12 protein-coding genes are annotated in these 15619 nt (G+C 73.8%); 7 read left to right on the top strand and 5 right to left on the bottom strand.

Annotation, left to right across the window (positions count from 1 at the left end; all coding sequences use genetic code 11):
* Nucleotides 1–75: 75 nt before the first annotated feature.
* Nucleotides 76–1119 (bottom strand): DUF2637 domain-containing protein, encoded by a 1044-nt coding sequence (locus tag ACFV6E_RS42025; RefSeq protein ID WP_385175000.1) that lies wholly within the window; start codon nt 1117–1119, stop codon nt 76–78.
* Between the two features lie 413 nt (nt 1120–1532).
* Entirely contained in the window at nt 1533–2411 is an 879-nt protein-coding gene (locus ACFV6E_RS42020; protein ID WP_385468965.1) for a (2Fe-2S)-binding protein, read from the bottom strand.
* 391 nt (nt 2412–2802) lie between these two features.
* Between ACFV6E_RS42020 and ACFV6E_RS42015 the strand changes: the two genes are divergently transcribed.
* Nucleotides 2803–3702, top strand: coding sequence for a GntR family transcriptional regulator (locus ACFV6E_RS42015; protein ID WP_385468968.1), 900 nt, complete (start codon nt 2803–2805; stop codon nt 3700–3702).
* Nucleotides 3703–4241: 539 nt separating this feature from the next.
* Here ACFV6E_RS42015 and ACFV6E_RS42010 read toward each other — a convergent pair.
* A complete protein-coding gene (locus ACFV6E_RS42010) occupies nt 4242–5018 on the bottom strand; it encodes a hypothetical protein (RefSeq protein WP_385175005.1) in 777 nt (258 codons plus the stop codon).
* A 161-nt stretch (nt 5019–5179) separates the two neighbouring features.
* A complete protein-coding gene (locus ACFV6E_RS42005) occupies nt 5180–6862 on the bottom strand; it encodes a PucR family transcriptional regulator (RefSeq protein ID WP_385175008.1) in 1683 nt (560 codons plus the stop codon).
* Nucleotides 6863–7151: 289 nt separating this feature from the next.
* On the opposite strand from ACFV6E_RS42005, the gene ACFV6E_RS42000 reads away from it, so the two are divergent.
* The 6 genes from ACFV6E_RS42000 (at nt 7152) to ACFV6E_RS41975 (ending at nt 14808) form a co-directional block, all read left to right on the top strand.
* On the top strand, nt 7152–8042 hold the full coding sequence (locus ACFV6E_RS42000) for an FAD binding domain-containing protein (RefSeq protein WP_385175011.1): 891 nt from the start codon (nt 7152–7154) through the stop codon (nt 8040–8042).
* Nucleotides 8042–8626, top strand: coding sequence for a (2Fe-2S)-binding protein (locus ACFV6E_RS41995; RefSeq protein ID WP_385175014.1), 585 nt, complete (start codon nt 8042–8044; stop codon nt 8624–8626). The genes ACFV6E_RS42000 and ACFV6E_RS41995 overlap by 1 nt, the downstream gene beginning before the upstream one ends.
* 1 nt (nt 8627) lies before the next feature.
* Nucleotides 8628–11045 (top strand): xanthine dehydrogenase family protein molybdopterin-binding subunit, encoded by a 2418-nt coding sequence (locus ACFV6E_RS41990; protein ID WP_385175015.1) that lies wholly within the window; start codon nt 8628–8630, stop codon nt 11043–11045.
* 217 nt (nt 11046–11262) lie between these two features.
* Entirely contained in the window at nt 11263–12729 is a 1467-nt protein-coding gene (locus ACFV6E_RS41985; RefSeq protein ID WP_385175018.1) for an NCS2 family permease, read from the top strand.
* Nucleotides 12730–12790: 61 nt separating this feature from the next.
* Entirely contained in the window at nt 12791–13966 is a 1176-nt protein-coding gene (locus ACFV6E_RS41980) for an XdhC family protein (protein ID WP_385175021.1), read from the top strand.
* 56 nt (nt 13967–14022) lie between these two features.
* Nucleotides 14023–14808, top strand: coding sequence for a hypothetical protein (locus tag ACFV6E_RS41975; protein ID WP_385175024.1), 786 nt, complete (start codon nt 14023–14025; stop codon nt 14806–14808).
* Nucleotides 14809–15000: 192 nt separating this feature from the next.
* On the opposite strand, the gene ACFV6E_RS41970 is transcribed toward ACFV6E_RS41975, so the two are convergent.
* Nucleotides 15001–15447 carry an SRPBCC family protein gene (locus tag ACFV6E_RS41970; RefSeq protein ID WP_385175027.1) on the bottom strand — a complete coding sequence of 149 codons (447 nt, stop codon included), beginning with the start codon at nt 15445–15447 and terminating at the stop codon, nt 15001–15003.
* Between the last annotated feature and the right edge of the window lie 172 nt (nt 15448–15619).

Raw genomic sequence — 15619 nt, 5'->3', positions numbered from 1 at the left:
GGGGGGGGCGGCGGGCCGGGCCGGCCGCCCCCCCCCCCCGCCCAGTGCAATGGCCGAGGCCCTATGAGTCCGGTTCTAGCCGAACTGCTGCTCCAGGTCCTTCAGCTTGCGCTCCAGCGAGTCGAGTCGCGGGAGGGCCTGTGTGTCGTCCTCCGCGGTGAGGTCGATGACCGGCTCCGAGCTCTTGCGGACCGGCGAGAGCGAGGCGCGGGCGCGTACGGGCAGCGGTTCCGGCGCCGCTATGGCGGGCTCCGCGGTGGCTGCCGGGGCGGAGGCGCGCTCCACGGTGGTCTCCAGTTCGCCGCGCGTGCCACCGCGGCCGATCAGCCCGCGGTGGCCGCGGCTGAGCGCCTTCAGGTGGGCCCGCTCGACCCGCTGCTGCTCGCGCCGGCGCAGTCGCTGCTGCTCCTTCTGGCGCCGGTCCTCGCGCACCTCGTCGACGGCCTCGTCCAGGGTGCGGACGTTCTCGAGCAGCATCAGCGACCAGGCGCTGTACGTCTCGCGGGGCGCGCGCAGCCAGCGCACGATGCGGATCTGCGGCAGCGGGCGCGGAACCAGGCCCTGCTCGCGCAGCGCGGCCCGGCGGGTCTGCTTCAGTGCGCGGTCGAACAGGACCGCGGCCGACAAGGACATGCCGGCGAAGAAGTGCGGGGCGCCCGCGTGGTCGATGCCGCGCGGCGCGTGCACCCAGTTGAACCAGGCCGCCGCACCCGCGAACGTCCACACGAGTATCCGGGAGCCGAGCGCCGCGTCACCGTGGCTCGCCTCGCGCACCGCGAGGACGGAGCAGAACATGGCCGCGCCGTCGAGGCCGAACGGGACCAGGTACTCCCAGCCGCCGGAGAGGCCCAGGTTCTGCTCGCCGAAGCCCACCAGGCCGTGGAAGGAGAGAGCCGCCGCGACCGCGGCGCAGCAGAACAGCAGCACGTAGGAGGCGGTGCCGTAGATGGCCTCCTTGCGCCTGCGGCGCTCCTCGCTGCGCTCCCACGAGTCGTCGGCAGTCGCTTTCTCCCCGCCGGACCGCTTGCCGCGCGCCAGCACCGCAACCGCCGCCAGCATGCCCAGGAGCAAAACGGCGCCCGGAAGCAGCCAGTTCAGCGATATGTCGGTCAGTCTCATCAGGGGTCCCTTGCATTGGGATAGGGCGTAACGCCCGCCATAGTGGCCCAATCCCGTCGGCGCTCAGGGGGTTTCGGGGCAAGAGGCCGCCAAGAAGAGCAAGGGCGTACGCAGGGCGGCATTTTGCTCGAACTGCCGCGCGAGGGACGGGAGTTGAGTGCGAATAAGACTACCCGTACGGATGGTTCGACGGAAAGTTCCCGCGACAGGTGAGGAAATTGTGAATCACCTGTCACCCGTGGAACCCGCCGGAAACCCGCCAGGCGCTCTCGACGCGAGTTGATCTTACGAGACGCCCGGAGCGGCCGGTACGCCGGGGCACCGAACTGCGGGGAACGGGCGGGGTGTCGGCCAGCTCAGGACCGCCCGGTGGTGCTGAGGGCCGGGCCCCTGTATCGGGACCCGGCCCTTCCTCAGGCCGTCGCGGCCGTGGTCAGCTTGGCGATGCGCACCTCGTCGCAGTTGCGCGGGCAGTTGGCGCAGGTGTCCTCGGGGCGCAGGGTGTAGAAGAGGCAGCAGCTCGCCCGGTCCCGGGTGGGCAGCGACTGCCCGTCGGGGCCGGTGAGTTCGCGGAACGCGGCGGAACCGGCGTACGGGCGGGTCGCCCCCGGCAGCAGCCGCTCCAGGTCGCGCATGGCCCGCCGCTCCTCGCCGAGGAGGTGGGCGACGTACCAGAGCCCTTCCACGATCTCGTCGGTGGCCATGCCCCACAGGGCCCGGCCGCGCCGCCGCATCCGCGGGCCGAAGGCGCCGAGCACCGGCTCCAGGTGCTCGGCCACGGCGGCCCGTACCTCGGCGTGCAGGGCGTCCTCGTCCGGTACGACGCGGGCGCCGGGCAGTCCGGCCGCCGGGTCGTCGGGCAGGCAGGCGAACTCGCCGGTCCGTACGGCCATGTGTCCGAGGGCGCGGTTGTAGGTGACGTGCTCCACCGGGAAGCGCGGCACCCGGCGCAGCAGGAACCAGGGCAGCGTGATCAGCAGGCAGGCCGCCCACGCGTACCGGTGCAGGCCGAAGCTGGCGATGACGTCGGGGCGTCCCGGCTGTCCGTAGTTGCGGAGCACCTGCTCCTCGTCCCAGGCGAGGAACGCGTCGAGGTCCGCGCCGCCCTCGGCGAGCCGCGCGGCGCGGACCCAGCCGTCGCCCTCCGGCGCCGTCTCGCCGGGTCCGAGCTCGCGCACGGCGAGTCCCGGGAAGACCTCGGTCAGCCGGATGTACGCGTCCGTGAGCGCCGAGCGGGCCGGGGGTGTGGCGGCACCGGCCGGGGCGGCCGCGGTCAGGGCGGATACGGGCATGCTGGACCACCGATTCACGATCGTTCGCAGGTAAGCCTTACCTTATCCGGAAAAGGTGGATGTTTGAACTGGGGCTCAGTGCGCCTATGGTGCTTGACGAACAAGTGACAACCGCCCCAATGGCCCCCAAGTGCCACCAAGCCCGGAGGAGGAGCCCGTGGAGCAGACCGGCTCACGCGAGGCGCACCGCTCTGCTGAGGCGGGGAGAGCGGCCCTGCCGCCCCTGAGCACGGCGGCCGTGCGCGTACCCGCCCAGCCCCGGGCGGCGGACCGCAACCGGGAGCGCCGGGGACCGGGCGGCGGCCAGAGCACGCCGGGACCGGCCGGGGGCAGACAGCCCGGTCAAGAGGCGGCGGTGGCCGGGGGCGGGCAGACCGGTCCCGGAGCGGCGGTGGCCGGGGGGAGGCGGAACGCGACCGGAGCGACGGCGGCCGGGGGCGGGCGGAACGCGGCCGAAGCGGCGGTGGCTGGGAGCAGGCGGAACGCGACCGGAGCGACGGCGACTGTCGGCTCTGTCAGCCCTGTCAGCCCTGCCAGCCCCGCAGGTCCCGCCAGCTCGGTCAGCCCCGCCAGCCCCGCCAGCTCGGTCAGCCCCGCCGGTCTCGTCGGCCCCGTCCGCGGCGAGCACACGCACAGCGAGCCCGCCCCGCCGCAGGCCGCGGGCCGGCCGGCCGTGCAGCGTTCCTCCGTGCGCGGGCAGATCCTCGACGCCCTGCGGACCGCGCTCGTCACGGGCGAGCTGGCGCCCGGCGAGGTGTACTCGGCGCCCGCGCTCGGTGAGCGGTTCGGGGTGTCCGCGACGCCCGTGCGCGAGGCCATGCAGCAGCTCGCCCTGGAGGGCGCCGTCGAGGTCGTGCCCAACCGCGGGTTCCGGGTCGTCGAGCGGTGCGCCCGCGAGCTCGCCGAACTGGCCGAGATCCGCTCCTTAATAGAGGTCCCGGTGATGCTGCGGCTCGCCCGCACGGTGCCCGCCGGCCGCTGGACGGAGCTGCGTCCGCTGGCCGAGGCGACGACACGGGCCGCGTCCACCGGCGACCGGGCGGGTTACGCCGAGTCCGACCGCGCCTTCCACCGCGCGGTCCTCGCCCTCGCGGGCAACGACCAGCTCGTCCGGATCGCGGACGACCTGCACCGCCGCTCCCAGTGGCCACCGGCCCCCGGGGCCGCCCCGCGCGGCCGCGCCGACCTGCTGGCCGACGCCGCCGAGCACACCGCGCTGCTGGACGCGCTGATCGCCCAGGACCTGCCCGTGATCCAGTCCCTGGTACGGGAACACTTCGCGGGCGCGTAGGGCCCCGGGCCGCGTCACGTAAGCGCCCGCCCGCCCTCCCGTCCTCAGCCGGTGGCCACCGGCCCCCGGGGCCGCCCCGCGCGGCCGCGCCGATCTGCCGGCCGACGGCGGCCGAGTACGCGTCCCGTACCCGGCCGAGCACGCGTCACGTATGCGCCCGCCCGCCCTCCCGTCCTCAGGCGGTGGCCATCGGACCCCGGGGCCGCCCCGCGCGGCCGCGCCGATCTGTCGGCCGACGGCGGCCGAGTACGCGTCCCGTACCCGGCCGAGCACGCGTCACGTACGCGCCCGCCCGCCCTCCCGTCCTCAGGCGGTGGCCACCGGCCCCGGGGGCCGCCCCGCGCGGCCGTGCCGATCTGCCGGCCGATGCGGCCGAGCGCAGGTCACGCACGCGGCCGAGCGCAGGTCACGCACGCGGCCGAGCACAGGTCACGCACGCGGCCGAGCACGCGTCCCGCACGCCGCCGAGTACGTGCCCGAGCACACGTCCCGCCCGCGCCCGAGCACGCCTCACGCCCGCCCCGCCCCCGTCCCCCTTCTCAAGCCGTGGCCGCCGGTGGTGGGGAGAGCTGGGCCGCCAGCCATGTGGGGACGCCGCCCAGGAGGCGGAAGAGGCGGCCGGCCTCCGCGCGCAGCCGGGACGCCTCCGGCTCGGTCTCGGCCTCCGCGAGCGAGGCGAGCGCGGGCGCCGTACCGACCAGGTAGCCCAGTTCCTCGCGGATCCGCAGGGACTCGGCGAAGCCGTGCCTGGCCTCCGCCAACTCGCCGTCGCGCAGGGCGAGTCCGGCGAGATGGCGCCAGGTGAAGGAGAGCAGCAGCAGATCGCCGTGGGCGGTGGCGCCCGCGTGCGCGCGGCGGTAGGCGGCGCGGGCGGCCTGCGCGGAGTTCGCCAGGTTCTGGGCGACCAGGCCGCGCCGGAAGTCGAGCAGCGCCCGGCCCGCGGTCCCCGGGGCGAGCAGCGCGGCGGCCCTCCCGAGCGCGGCGCGCGCCTCGTCGGCCCGGTCCCGTACCCCGAGCAGCGTGGCCGTGTACGCGAGCTGGCCGCGCTCGCAGGCCGCGGCGCCCCGCTCGTCGTCGCTCTGCGCCAGCGCCTCCGCCGTCCGCAGCGCGTCCTCGGCCTCGGCCCAGCCCTGCTCGGTGTACAGGCACCGTTCCACGAGCAGCGACGCCCGTTGCAGTGCGGGTCCCGCGGTGCCGGGGTCCAGCAGCGCGGCCGCGTCGGCCCAGCAGGCGCGCGAGCGCAGCCGCCATACCGCGGTCTGGAGTGGATCGTCCCCTGATGTCGTTCCGGTACCAGACATGGCGGTATGCGCCACGTTGCCCTCCCCGAGCACACCATTGAGCTGTTGAGTGAGGGCATCTCAGCACGGATCGCCGGGCCCGGCCAAGAGGGTGGGTGAAGGATTTCACAAAGTCATGGGGCGAGCCCCGCGAAGGCGGCGGCCCGTGCGGCGGAGGACAGCTCGCGGCCTTGACCTCAGCTCATCCGCAGGGCGAGGAAGAAATCGAGCTTGTCCTCCAGCCGCGACAGATCCCGTCCGGTCAACTGCTCGATCCGGCCCACCCGGTACCGCAGCGTGTTGACGTGCAGGTGGAGCCGGGTGGCGCAGCGGGTCCAGGAGCCGTCGCAGTCGAGGAACGCCTCCAGGGTCGGGATCAGCTCGGCGCGGTGCCTGCGGTCGTAGTCGCGCAGCGGGTCCAGGAGCCGGGCGGTGAAGGCGCGGCGCACGTCGTCCGGCACGAAGGGCAGCAGCAGCACGTGCGAGGCGAGCTCCTGGTGGCCCGCGGCGCAGACCCGGCCGGGCCGCGCGGCGGCGACCCGGCGCGCGTGCCGGGCCTCCTCCAGCGCGCCGCGCAGCCCCTCCGCGGAGTGCACGGCGGCGCTGACGCCGAGCGTGAGCCGCCCGTCGTCGCCGAGCCCCGCCGACAGCGGATCCCGTACGGCGTCGAGGAGGGCGTCGGCGAGCAGCCCGGCCTCGGAACCGTCGTGCTCGGACGAGACGGCGGGCAGCGGGACCAGGGCGACGGCCTCGTCACCGGTGTGGGCGACGGCGATCCGGTCGGAGTGCTCGGGCCCCCGCGAGAGGGGGTCGACGAGGATCTCCTCCAGCAGGGACTGGGCGACGGGCCCGCCGTCGACGCCCGCGCCGTCGGCGCGCTCCCACTCGACGCGGGCCACCACCACCTGCCAGTGCGGCGCCGCCCCGAGACCGGGCAGCAGCACCGGCGCGGCGACCCGCAGCCTGGCCGCGATCTCGGCCGGGGCCGCGCCCGACTGGACCAGCTCCAGGACCTCCTGGGCGAGCCGCCGGCGCACCGTGCGCGCCGCGTCCCGCCGGTCCCGCTCGACGGCGATGAGCTGGGTGACGCCCTGGAGCAGGTCGAGGCGCTCCTCGGGCCAGTCTCCCGCGTCGGCCTCGACCGCGAGCAGCCAGTCGGACAGCACGGTCTCGCGCACGTCCCGGGAGGCGGCGGAGGACCGTCCGGAGGAGCGGACCGGGAACAGCGAGTACGCCGTCGTGCCGACCGTGACCCGGTGCGGGCCGCGCCGCCCGGTCCGGGTGGCCGCCAGGTGCTCGGCGGCGAGGCCGGCGCGGACCTCCGCGGACAGCCCGGGTCCGCCCGGTCCGCCGCCCGCGATCTGCCGCCCCGCCGGGGAGAGCACCCAGGCCCGCAGGTCCAGGTCGGTGCCGAGCAGGTCGAGGACGACGTCGGGGCCGCCGCCCGCGGGTCCGGCCGTCATCATCCGCCGGTGCCGGTCGACCACGGCCGCCAGGTCCCCGGCGCGCTCGCCGGAGACCTGCCGCACGACGTGCTCGGTGATCGTGGCGAAGGCCACCGACTCGTTGACGGCGAACAGCGGCAGCCGGTGCCGGGCGCAGGCCTGGACCAGATCGTCGGGGATGTCGCCGAGCTCCGCCTCGCCCGCGGCCAGCGCGGCGACGCCGGCCCCGGCGAGTATCCGCACGAAGGACTCGAAGTCCGCGGCCTCGTGCCGCCAGGCCAGACCGGTGAGGACCAGCTCGCCCCCGGAGAGGTAGCGGCTGGGGTCCTTGAGGTCCGTGGTCATCACACCGCGCACCGTGCGGTTCAGTTCGTCCTCGCCGCCGAGCAGCCGCAGGCCCAGCGCGTCGGTGTCCAGCAGTGCGCGCAGCCGCATGTCTCGTTGCCGCCGTTCTTGTCTCGAAGCAGGGGTTTCGTGGGTGCTGCTCGTGAGGTGGATGTTTCCGGAGGAAAACCAGGAGGTGACTGGTGGCCTCCGTTCATACGAATCTACAAGATGCGCGCGCTGGCCAGCCAACTCCTTCATGGTTTCGGTGACTGACCCCACCGGAGCACAGCGCTGTGTACTGGCCTCGATCCGCGTGAACAGCACAGATACGAGCCGCTTCCGCCGCACCGGTCCGGCTCGCACCGAGCGATCCACCATACGAAGAAGAGAGCCACTCATGGACTTCCTTCGCCCCGCGAGCTGGGAGGAGGCGCTCGCCGCCAAGGCCGAGCACCCGACAGCCGTGCCGATTGCGGGGGGCACCGATGTCATGGTCGAGATCAACTTCGACCACCGGCGGCCCGAGTACCTCCTCGACCTGGGCCGGATCGGCGAACTGAACGAGTGGGAGGTCGGCGCGGAGAGTGTGCGGCTCGGCGCCTCCGTCCCGTACACCCGGATCATGGAGCGGCTGCGCGGCGAGCTGCCCGGTCTCGCGCTGGCCGCCCACACCGTCGCCTCCCCGCAGATCCGCAACCGCGGCGGCGTCGGCGGCAACCTCGGCACCGCCTCCCCGGCCGGCGACGCCCACCCCGCCCTCCTCGCGGCGGGCGCCGAGGTCGAGGCGGAGTCCGTACGGGGCTCCCGGCGCATCCCGATCGACGACTTCTACACCGGCGTCAAGCGCAACGCGCTCGCCCCCGACGAGCTGATCAGGGCCGTGCACATCAAGAAGGCGGACGGCCCGCAGCAGTACTCCAAGGTCGGCACCCGCAACGCGATGGTCATCGCCGTCTGCGCCTTCGGCCTGGCCCTGCACCCCGGTACCCGTACGGTCCGTACCGGCATCGGCTCCGCCGCGCCCACCCCCGTCCGCGCGCGGGCCGCCGAGGAGTTCCTGAACGCGGCGCTGGAGGAGGGCGGCTTCTGGGACAACGGCAGGATCATCACCCCGTCGGTGGCCAAGCAGTTCGCGGACCTGTGCGCCGCGGCCTGCAACCCCATCGACGACGTCCGGGGCACGGCGAGCTACCGCCGCCACGCGGTGGGCGTGATGGCCCGCCGGACACTCACCTGGACCTGGGAGTCCTACCGCAACGCCGCCGCCGGCACGGAGGGAGTCGCGTAATGCGCGTCAATTTCACGGTCAACGGCCGCCCGCAGGAGGCCGACGACGTGTGGGAGGGCGAGAGCCTCCTGTACGTCCTGCGTGAGCGCCTGGGCCTGCCCGGTTCGAAGAACGCCTGCGAGCAGGGCGAGTGCGGCTCCTGCACGGTCCGGCTGGACGGCGTACCGGTCTGTTCCTGTCTGGTCGCGGCCGGGCAGGCGGAGGGCCGCGAGGTCGTCACCGTCGAGGGCCTGGCCGACTTCGCGCGGCAGCGGGCGGAGCACGGAGCCTGCGCCTCGGGCGCCTGCGGTACGGGGCTCGACGAGGCCAAGCGGTGGCAGGCGGGGCCCGCCGACTCCCGGACCGGCGAGGGCGCTCAGCTGTCGCCCGTCCAGCAGGCGTTCATCGACGCGGGCGCCGTCCAGTGCGGCTTCTGCACCCCCGGGCTCCTGGTCGCGGCCGACGAGATGCTGGAGCGCAACCCGAACCCGTCCGACGCGGACATCCGCGAGGCGCTCTCGGGCAACCTGTGCCGCTGCACCGGCTACGAGAAGATCATGGACGCGGTCCGCCTCGCGGCCGCCCGGCAGTCGGAGGCGGTCTGACATGGGCACCACCGGCATCCCCACGGGCAGCACCGGCATTCCCACCGGCACCCCCACGCGCCTCACCCAGGGCGCCCCGGCCCGGGGCGGCATCGGCGAGTCCACGCTCCGCCCCGACGGCACCCTCAAGGTCACCGGCGAGTTCGCGTACTCGTCCGACATGTGGCACGAGGACATGCTCTGGGGCCAGATCCTGCGCTCCACGGTCGCGCACGCCGAGATCGTCTCGATCGACACCTCCGAGGCCCTGGCCCAGCCCGGCGTGTACGCGGTCATGACCTACGACGACCTGCCGACCGACGTGAAGAACTACGGCCTGGAGATCCAGGACACCCCCGTACTCGCCCACGGCAAGGTCCGCCACCACGGCGAGCCGGTCGCCATCGTGGCCGCCGACCACCCGGAGACCGCCCGCCGCGCGGCCGCCAAGATCAAGGTCGAGTACCGCGAACTGCCCGTCATCACCGACGAGGCGTCCGCGACCGCGCCCGACGCGATCCTGGTCCACGAGGGACGCGACGATCACCACGCGAGTCATGTCCCGCACCCGAACATCGTGCACCGCCAGCCGATCGTCCGCGGCGACGCCGAAGCGGCGGCGCGCAGGGCCGACTTCGTCGTCCGGGGCGAGTACACCTTCGGCATGCAGGACCAGGCGTTCCTCGGCCCCGAGTCGGGGCTCGCCGTCCCGGGCGAGGACGGCGGCGTCGACCTCTACATCGCCACCCAGTGGCTCCACTCCGACCTGCGCCAGATCGCCCCGGTCCTCGGCCTGCCCGAGGACAAGGTCCGGATGACGCTCTCCGGCGTCGGCGGCGCCTTCGGCGGCCGCGAGGACCTGTCCATGCAGATCCACGCCTGCCTGCTGGCGCTGCGCACCGGCAAGCCCGTCAAGATCGTCTACAACCGTTTCGAGTCCTTCTTCGGCCACGTCCACCGCCACCCCGCGAAGCTGTACTACGAGCACGGCGCCACCAAGGACGGCAGGCTCACGCACGTGAAGTGCCGCATCGTCCTGGACGGCGGCGCGTACGCCTCCGCCTCCCCGGCGGTCGTCGGCAACGCCTCCTCGCTGAGCATCGGCCCCTACGTCGTCGACGACGTCGACATCGAGGCCATCGCGCTCTACACCAACAACCCGCCCTGCGGCGCCATGCGCGGCTTCGGCGCGGTACAGGCGTGCTTCGCCTACGAGGCCCAGATGGACAAGCTGGCCAGGGAAGTGGGCCTGGACCCGGTGGAGTTCCGGCGGCTCAACGCCATGGAGCAGGGCACGGTCATGCCGACCGGGCAGCCGGTCGACTCCCCGGCCCCCGTCGCCGAACTGCTGCGCCGCGTCAAGGCCATGCCCATGCCGCCCGAGCGCCAGTGGGAGTCCAGCGAGGGCGCCGACGTACGGCAGCTCCCGGGCGGGCTCTCCAACACCACGCACGGCGAGGGCGTCGTCCGCGGCGTCGGCTACGCGGTCGGCATCAAGAACGTCGGCTTCTCCGAGGGCTTCGACGACTACTCCACCGCGCGCGTGCGCATGGAGGTCGTCGGCGGGGAGCCCGTCGCGACCGTGCACACGGCGATGGCCGAGGTCGGCCAGGGCGGCGTCACCGTCCACGCGCAGATCGCCCGCACCGAACTGGGCGTCGCCCAGGTCACCATCCAGCCGGCCGACACCCGCGTGGGCAGCGCCGGTTCGACCTCCGCGTCCCGGCAGACGTACGTCACCGGCGGCGCCGTGAAGAACTCCTGCGAGCTGGTCCGCGACAAGGTCCTGGAGCTCGGCCGCCGCACATTCGGTACGTACCACCCGGCCTGGGCCACCGCCGAACTGCTCCTGGAGGGCGGCAAGGTCGTCACCGACGGCGGCGAGGTCCTCGCCGACCTCGTGGACGTGCTGGGGGAGGAGTCGGTCGAGATCGAGGCCGAGTGGCGGCACCGCCCGACCGAGGCGTTCGACCTGCGTACCGGGCAGGGCAACGGGCACGTCCAGTACTCCTTCGCCGCGCACCGCGCCGTCGTCGAGGTCGACACCGAACTCGGCCTGGTCAAGGTGGTCGAGCTGGCCTGCGCCCAGGACGTCGGCAAGGCGCTCAACCCGCTCTCCGTCGTCGGCCAGATCCAGGGCGGCACCACCCAGGGCCTCGGCGTCGCGGTGATGGAGGAGATCATCGTCGACCCGAAGACCGCCAAGGTCAAAAACCCGTCCTTCACGGACTACCTGATCCCCACCATCCTCGACACGCCGACCATCCCGGTCGACGTGCTCGAACTCGCCGACGACCACGCCCCGTACGGGCTGCGCGGCATCGGCGAGGCACCGACCCTGTCGTCCACCCCGGCCGTCCTCGCGGCGATCCGGAACGCGACGGGTCTCGAGCTCAACCGGACGCCGGTACGCCCGGAGCATCTGACGGGCACGGCGTAGCACCCCGGGTTCCTGATCCTTCGGTCGATGCCGGGGGACCAGGAACCCGCGAGGACCGCACCGCTCACGGTCCTCGCGGCAGTACCGCACCTGCTCAGTCCCTGATCGTTCGTCTCGGGCCGTCCCCCGGGTCGTGCGGCCGTACCACCTTCCCAAATCCCGCGCGGCGCCGAAGGCGTCGGCGGGTGCCCCTGTGAACCTTGGGAGTAGGCCAGACATGACCCAGCAGTCACTGGAGCCGAGAGAACCGACGACCGTCGCGGAGGACGCGGGCACGGGTTCCCGTGTCCCGGCCGGACGCTCGTGGCTCGACCGGTACTTCCACATAACCCGGCGGGGATCCTCCGTCGCGCGCGAGGTGCGCGGCGGCGTCACGACCTTCATGGCGATGGCGTACATCCTGCTGCTCAACCCGCTCATCCTGTCCGGCAAGGACGTCGCGGGCGACACTCTGAGCCGGCAGGCCCTGATCACCGCCACGGCGTTCGCCGCCGCGCTCAGCACGCTCCTGATGGGCTTCGTCGGCAAGGTGCCGCTCGCCCTCGCCGCGGGCCTGTCCGTCTCCGGCGTGCTCTCCTCTCAGGTCGTCCCACAGCTGACCTGGCCGCAGGCGATGGGCATGTGCGTGCTGTACGGCGTCGTCATCATGCTCCTGGTCGTCACCGGGCTGCGCGAGATGATCATGAACGCGATCCCGCTGGCGCTGAAGCACGCGATCACCATGGGCATCGGCCTGTTCGTCGCGCTCATCGGCTTCTACAAGGCCGGGTTCGTGCACCAGGGCGAGTCCACCCCGGTCACCCTCGGCCCGGCCGGTGAACTCGCCGGCTGGCCGGTCCTGCTCTTCGCGGTGACCCTGCTGCTGATCTTCATGCTCCAGGCCCGTGGGGTGGCCGGCGCCATCCTGATCGGCATCGTCAGCGGCACCGTCCTCGCCGTCGTCCTCGACGCGACCGGCGTCATCGATCCGGACCAGTGGGCGAGCGGCACCCCTGAACTGCACGGCAACGCGGTCTCCATGCCGGACTTCTCACTCTTCGGGCACGTCGAGTTCGGCGGTTGGGGAGAGGTCGGCGCCATGACCGTCGGGATGATCGTCTTCACCCTGGTGCTCGCCGGGTTCTTCGACGCGATGGCCACGATCATCGGTGTCGGCACGGAGGCGAAGCTCGCCGACGCACAGGGCCGGATGCCCGGACTGTCCAAGGCGCTGTTCATCGACGGCGCGGGCGGAGCGGTCGGCGGTGTCGCGGGCGCCTCGGGGCAGACGGTGTTCGTGGAGTCGGCGACCGGGGTGGGCGAGGGCGCACGGACCGGTCTGTCCTCCGTCGTCACCGGCCTGTTCTTCGCGGCCTGCCTCTTCTTCACCCCGCTCACCGCGATCGTGCCCGGCGAGGTCGCGGCCGCCGCGCTCGTCGTCATCGGCGCCATGATGATGATGAACGCCCGGCACGTGGACTGGGCGGACCGCGCCACCGCGATCCCGGTCTTCCTGACCGTGGTGATCATGCCGTTCACGTACTCCATCACCGCGGGCGTCGCCGCCGGAGTCCTGTCGTACGTGGCCATCCGCACCGCCCAGGGCAGGGCCCGCGAGATCGGCGCGTTCATGTGGGGCCTGACCGTGATCTTCCTCGTGTACTTCGCCCTGAGCCCGATCGAGAGCTGGCTGGGCGTGCACTAGGGCGTGTTGCGAAAGTCCCGCCTGCCGCCGCCTTCCCGTCCGCCCCTGAGGAGACCGAGACATGCTGGACATCGCCGAGGAGCTCGACCGGTGGGTCGCGCAGGGACGTGACTTCGCCGTCGCCACCGTGGTGGCCGTCGCCGGCAGCGCGCCCCGCCGCCCCGGCGCCGCGCTCGCCGTCGACCGCGACGGCACGGCGATCGGCTCGGTCTCCGGCGGCTGCGTGGAGGGCGCCGTCTACGAACTGTGCCGGGCCGCCCTGGAGGACGGCGAGACCGTCCTGGAGCGCTTCGGCTACAGCGACGAGGACGCCTTTGCCGTGGGGCTGACCTGCGGCGGCGTCATCGACATCCTCGTCACCCCGGTCCGGGCGGCCGCCCCCGCCCGGACCGCCCTCGCCGCCGCCGTGTCCGCCGCGGCCCACGGCGAGGCGGTGGCCCTCGCCCGCGTCGTGGCAGGCCCCGCCGACCTCATGGGCCGCGCCCTGGTCGTACGCCCCGACGGCGGCGGAGAGCACCAGGGCGGCTTCGGCGGTCCTCCGGAACTCGACCGCACCGTGGCCGCCGAGGCGCGCGCCTTCCTGGCGGCGGGCCGCACCGGCACCCTGGAGACCGGCGAACAGGGTTCCCGCTGCGGAGCACCGCTCACCGTCCTCGTCGAGTCGTCCGTACCGCCGCCCCGAATGATCGTCTTCGGCGCGATCGACTTCGCCTCGGCGCTGGTCCGCGTCGGCAAGTTCCTCGGCTACCGGGTGACGGTCTGCGACGCCCGTCCGGTCTTCGCCACCGCCGCCCGCTTCCCCGACGCCGACGAGATCGTCGTCGCCTGGCCGCACACGTACCTGGAGACCACCGTCACCGACGCCCGTACGGTCCTGTGCGTGCTCACCCACGACGCCAAGTTCGACGTGCCGCTGCTGGAGGTCGCGCTGCGCCTCCCGGTCGCCTACGTCGGCGCGATGGGCTCGCGCCGCACCCACCTGGACCGCGAACGCCGGCTGCGCGAGGCCGGTGTCACCACCCCCGAACTGGCCCGCCTGCACTCACCCATCGGCCTCGACCTGGGCGCCCGCACCCCCGAGGAGACGGCCCTGTCCATCGCCGCGGAGATCGTCGCTGAACGGCAGGGCGGCAGCGGGGTGCCATTGACGGGGGCGCGGACGCCGATCCATCACGACCTGCTTCCCTGGTACAGCCGCCGCGGAACTTGCGGGGCGGCGGTCGGGGGAGCAGGGTGAGAACAGGCGCGGCGCAGGGGGTGCCGTGACCGCAACGGCACAGCGGGGGAACAGAGTTGAGCGAGTCGGGGGACGTCCGGAGCGTCGCGACGGGCGTGCCGGAGACGGACGGTACGGGCGTGCCGGAGACGGACGGTACGGGCGTGCCGGAGACGGACGGTACGGGCGTGCCGGAGACGGACGGTACGGGCAGTGCGGTCGGTAACGGCGGGGGAAGCGCGGAGGGATCGGCAGGGGCCGGGGCCCCGGGCGGCGACGAGGCGCGGCTGTGTCTGCCGCCGGCCGCCACCACCGCCCTCGGTGTCCTGCTGCTGGCCGAGGTCGTGGCCGTGTGCGGCGCGCTGGTCAGTCTCTGGCCGGTCGTGCTCGCACTCGTCGACCCGGAGGCGAAGCCCGGCGCCACGGTGCCGTGGTCGCCGTTCGGGCTGGGGGAGTGGGCGCTGACCGCCGACACCGCGATGCTGCTCGCGGTGATCCTGTGCAGCGGTCTGGGCAGCTTCGTGCACGCCGCCACGTCGTTCGCCACCTATGTCGGCAACCGGCGGCTTTACGCGAGCTGGCTGTGGTGGTACCTGCTCAGGTCGGGCATCGGGGTGGCGCTGGCGCTGCTGGTCCATCTGCTGCTGCGCGGCGGCCTGTTCGCCGGGAACTCGGGCGCCGGGGCGACCAATCCGTACGGCTTCTGCGGTATCGCCGGGCTGTGCGGCCTGTTCTCCAAGCAGGCGGCGGACAAGCTGCGGGAGATCTGCGACACCATACTCAGCACCAGCGGCGACGGTGACAGCGACCGCCGGGACAAACTGGCCACGCGCGACGGGGAGCCGGACCCGGACGTGACCTGAGCCGGGCTTCGGACGTGGCCTGGGCTGGGTTTCGGAGGTGGCCTGGGCTGGGTTTCGGAGGTGGCCTGGGCTGGGTTTCGGAGGTGGCCTGGGCTGGGTTCCGGAGGTGACCTGGGCTGGGCCCCGGACGTGACCTGAGTCGGGCCCCGGACATGACCCCAGCCCCGCCCGGCACCGCGCCTCAGCGGCCGTTCACCGCGGCTCCTGCTTCAGCAGTCCGTCCACCGCCCGCCCAAACGCCTTGCGGGCCACCCACGCCACCTGGCGGTCCAGCAGGCGGGGCACGCCCCGGACCCGCAGGTCCTCCCGCCAGACCACCCGGGAGCCGCCGCCGGTGTCCGGGCCCACCTCGATCTCGGCCCACCCGGTGATCACCGAACCGCGCTTCTCCAGACGGCACCGGCCCGCACCGTCCGCCTCCGGGGGCCGCCACTCGACGACCTCCATCGGGTCGTCGACGGCGAGCGGGCCGATGCCCGAGCGCGCCACGAAGAAGGTGCCCTCGTGGTTCGGCGGGGGCGTGCGCACGGTGACCCGGGTCAGCGGGGCCACGTCGGCGTGCCGCTCCCACTCGGTCAGCCGGCGCCAGGTCTCACCGACGGGGGACGGGCTCACGCGTTCCAGGACGAAGAGGGGCACAGGGGGATCGTAGGCGCACGGGGGGCCGACACCCACGCGTCAGGGCCGGTACGCCTTCCCCGGCCCCGGCCCCCGGCCCCCGGCCCCCGGCCCCCGGCCCCCGGCCCCCGGCCCCCGGCCCCGGCCCCCGGCCCCGGCCCCCGGCCCCGGCCCCCGGCCCCCGGGCCCCGGC

The sequence above is a fragment of the Streptomyces sp. NPDC059785 genome (genome assembly GCF_042732375.1).
Taxonomy (GTDB): Bacteria; Actinomycetota; Actinomycetes; order Streptomycetales; family Streptomycetaceae; genus Streptomyces.
Note: the sequence above shows the minus strand (reverse complement) of the source record. Positions and strands in the feature narration are given on the sequence as shown.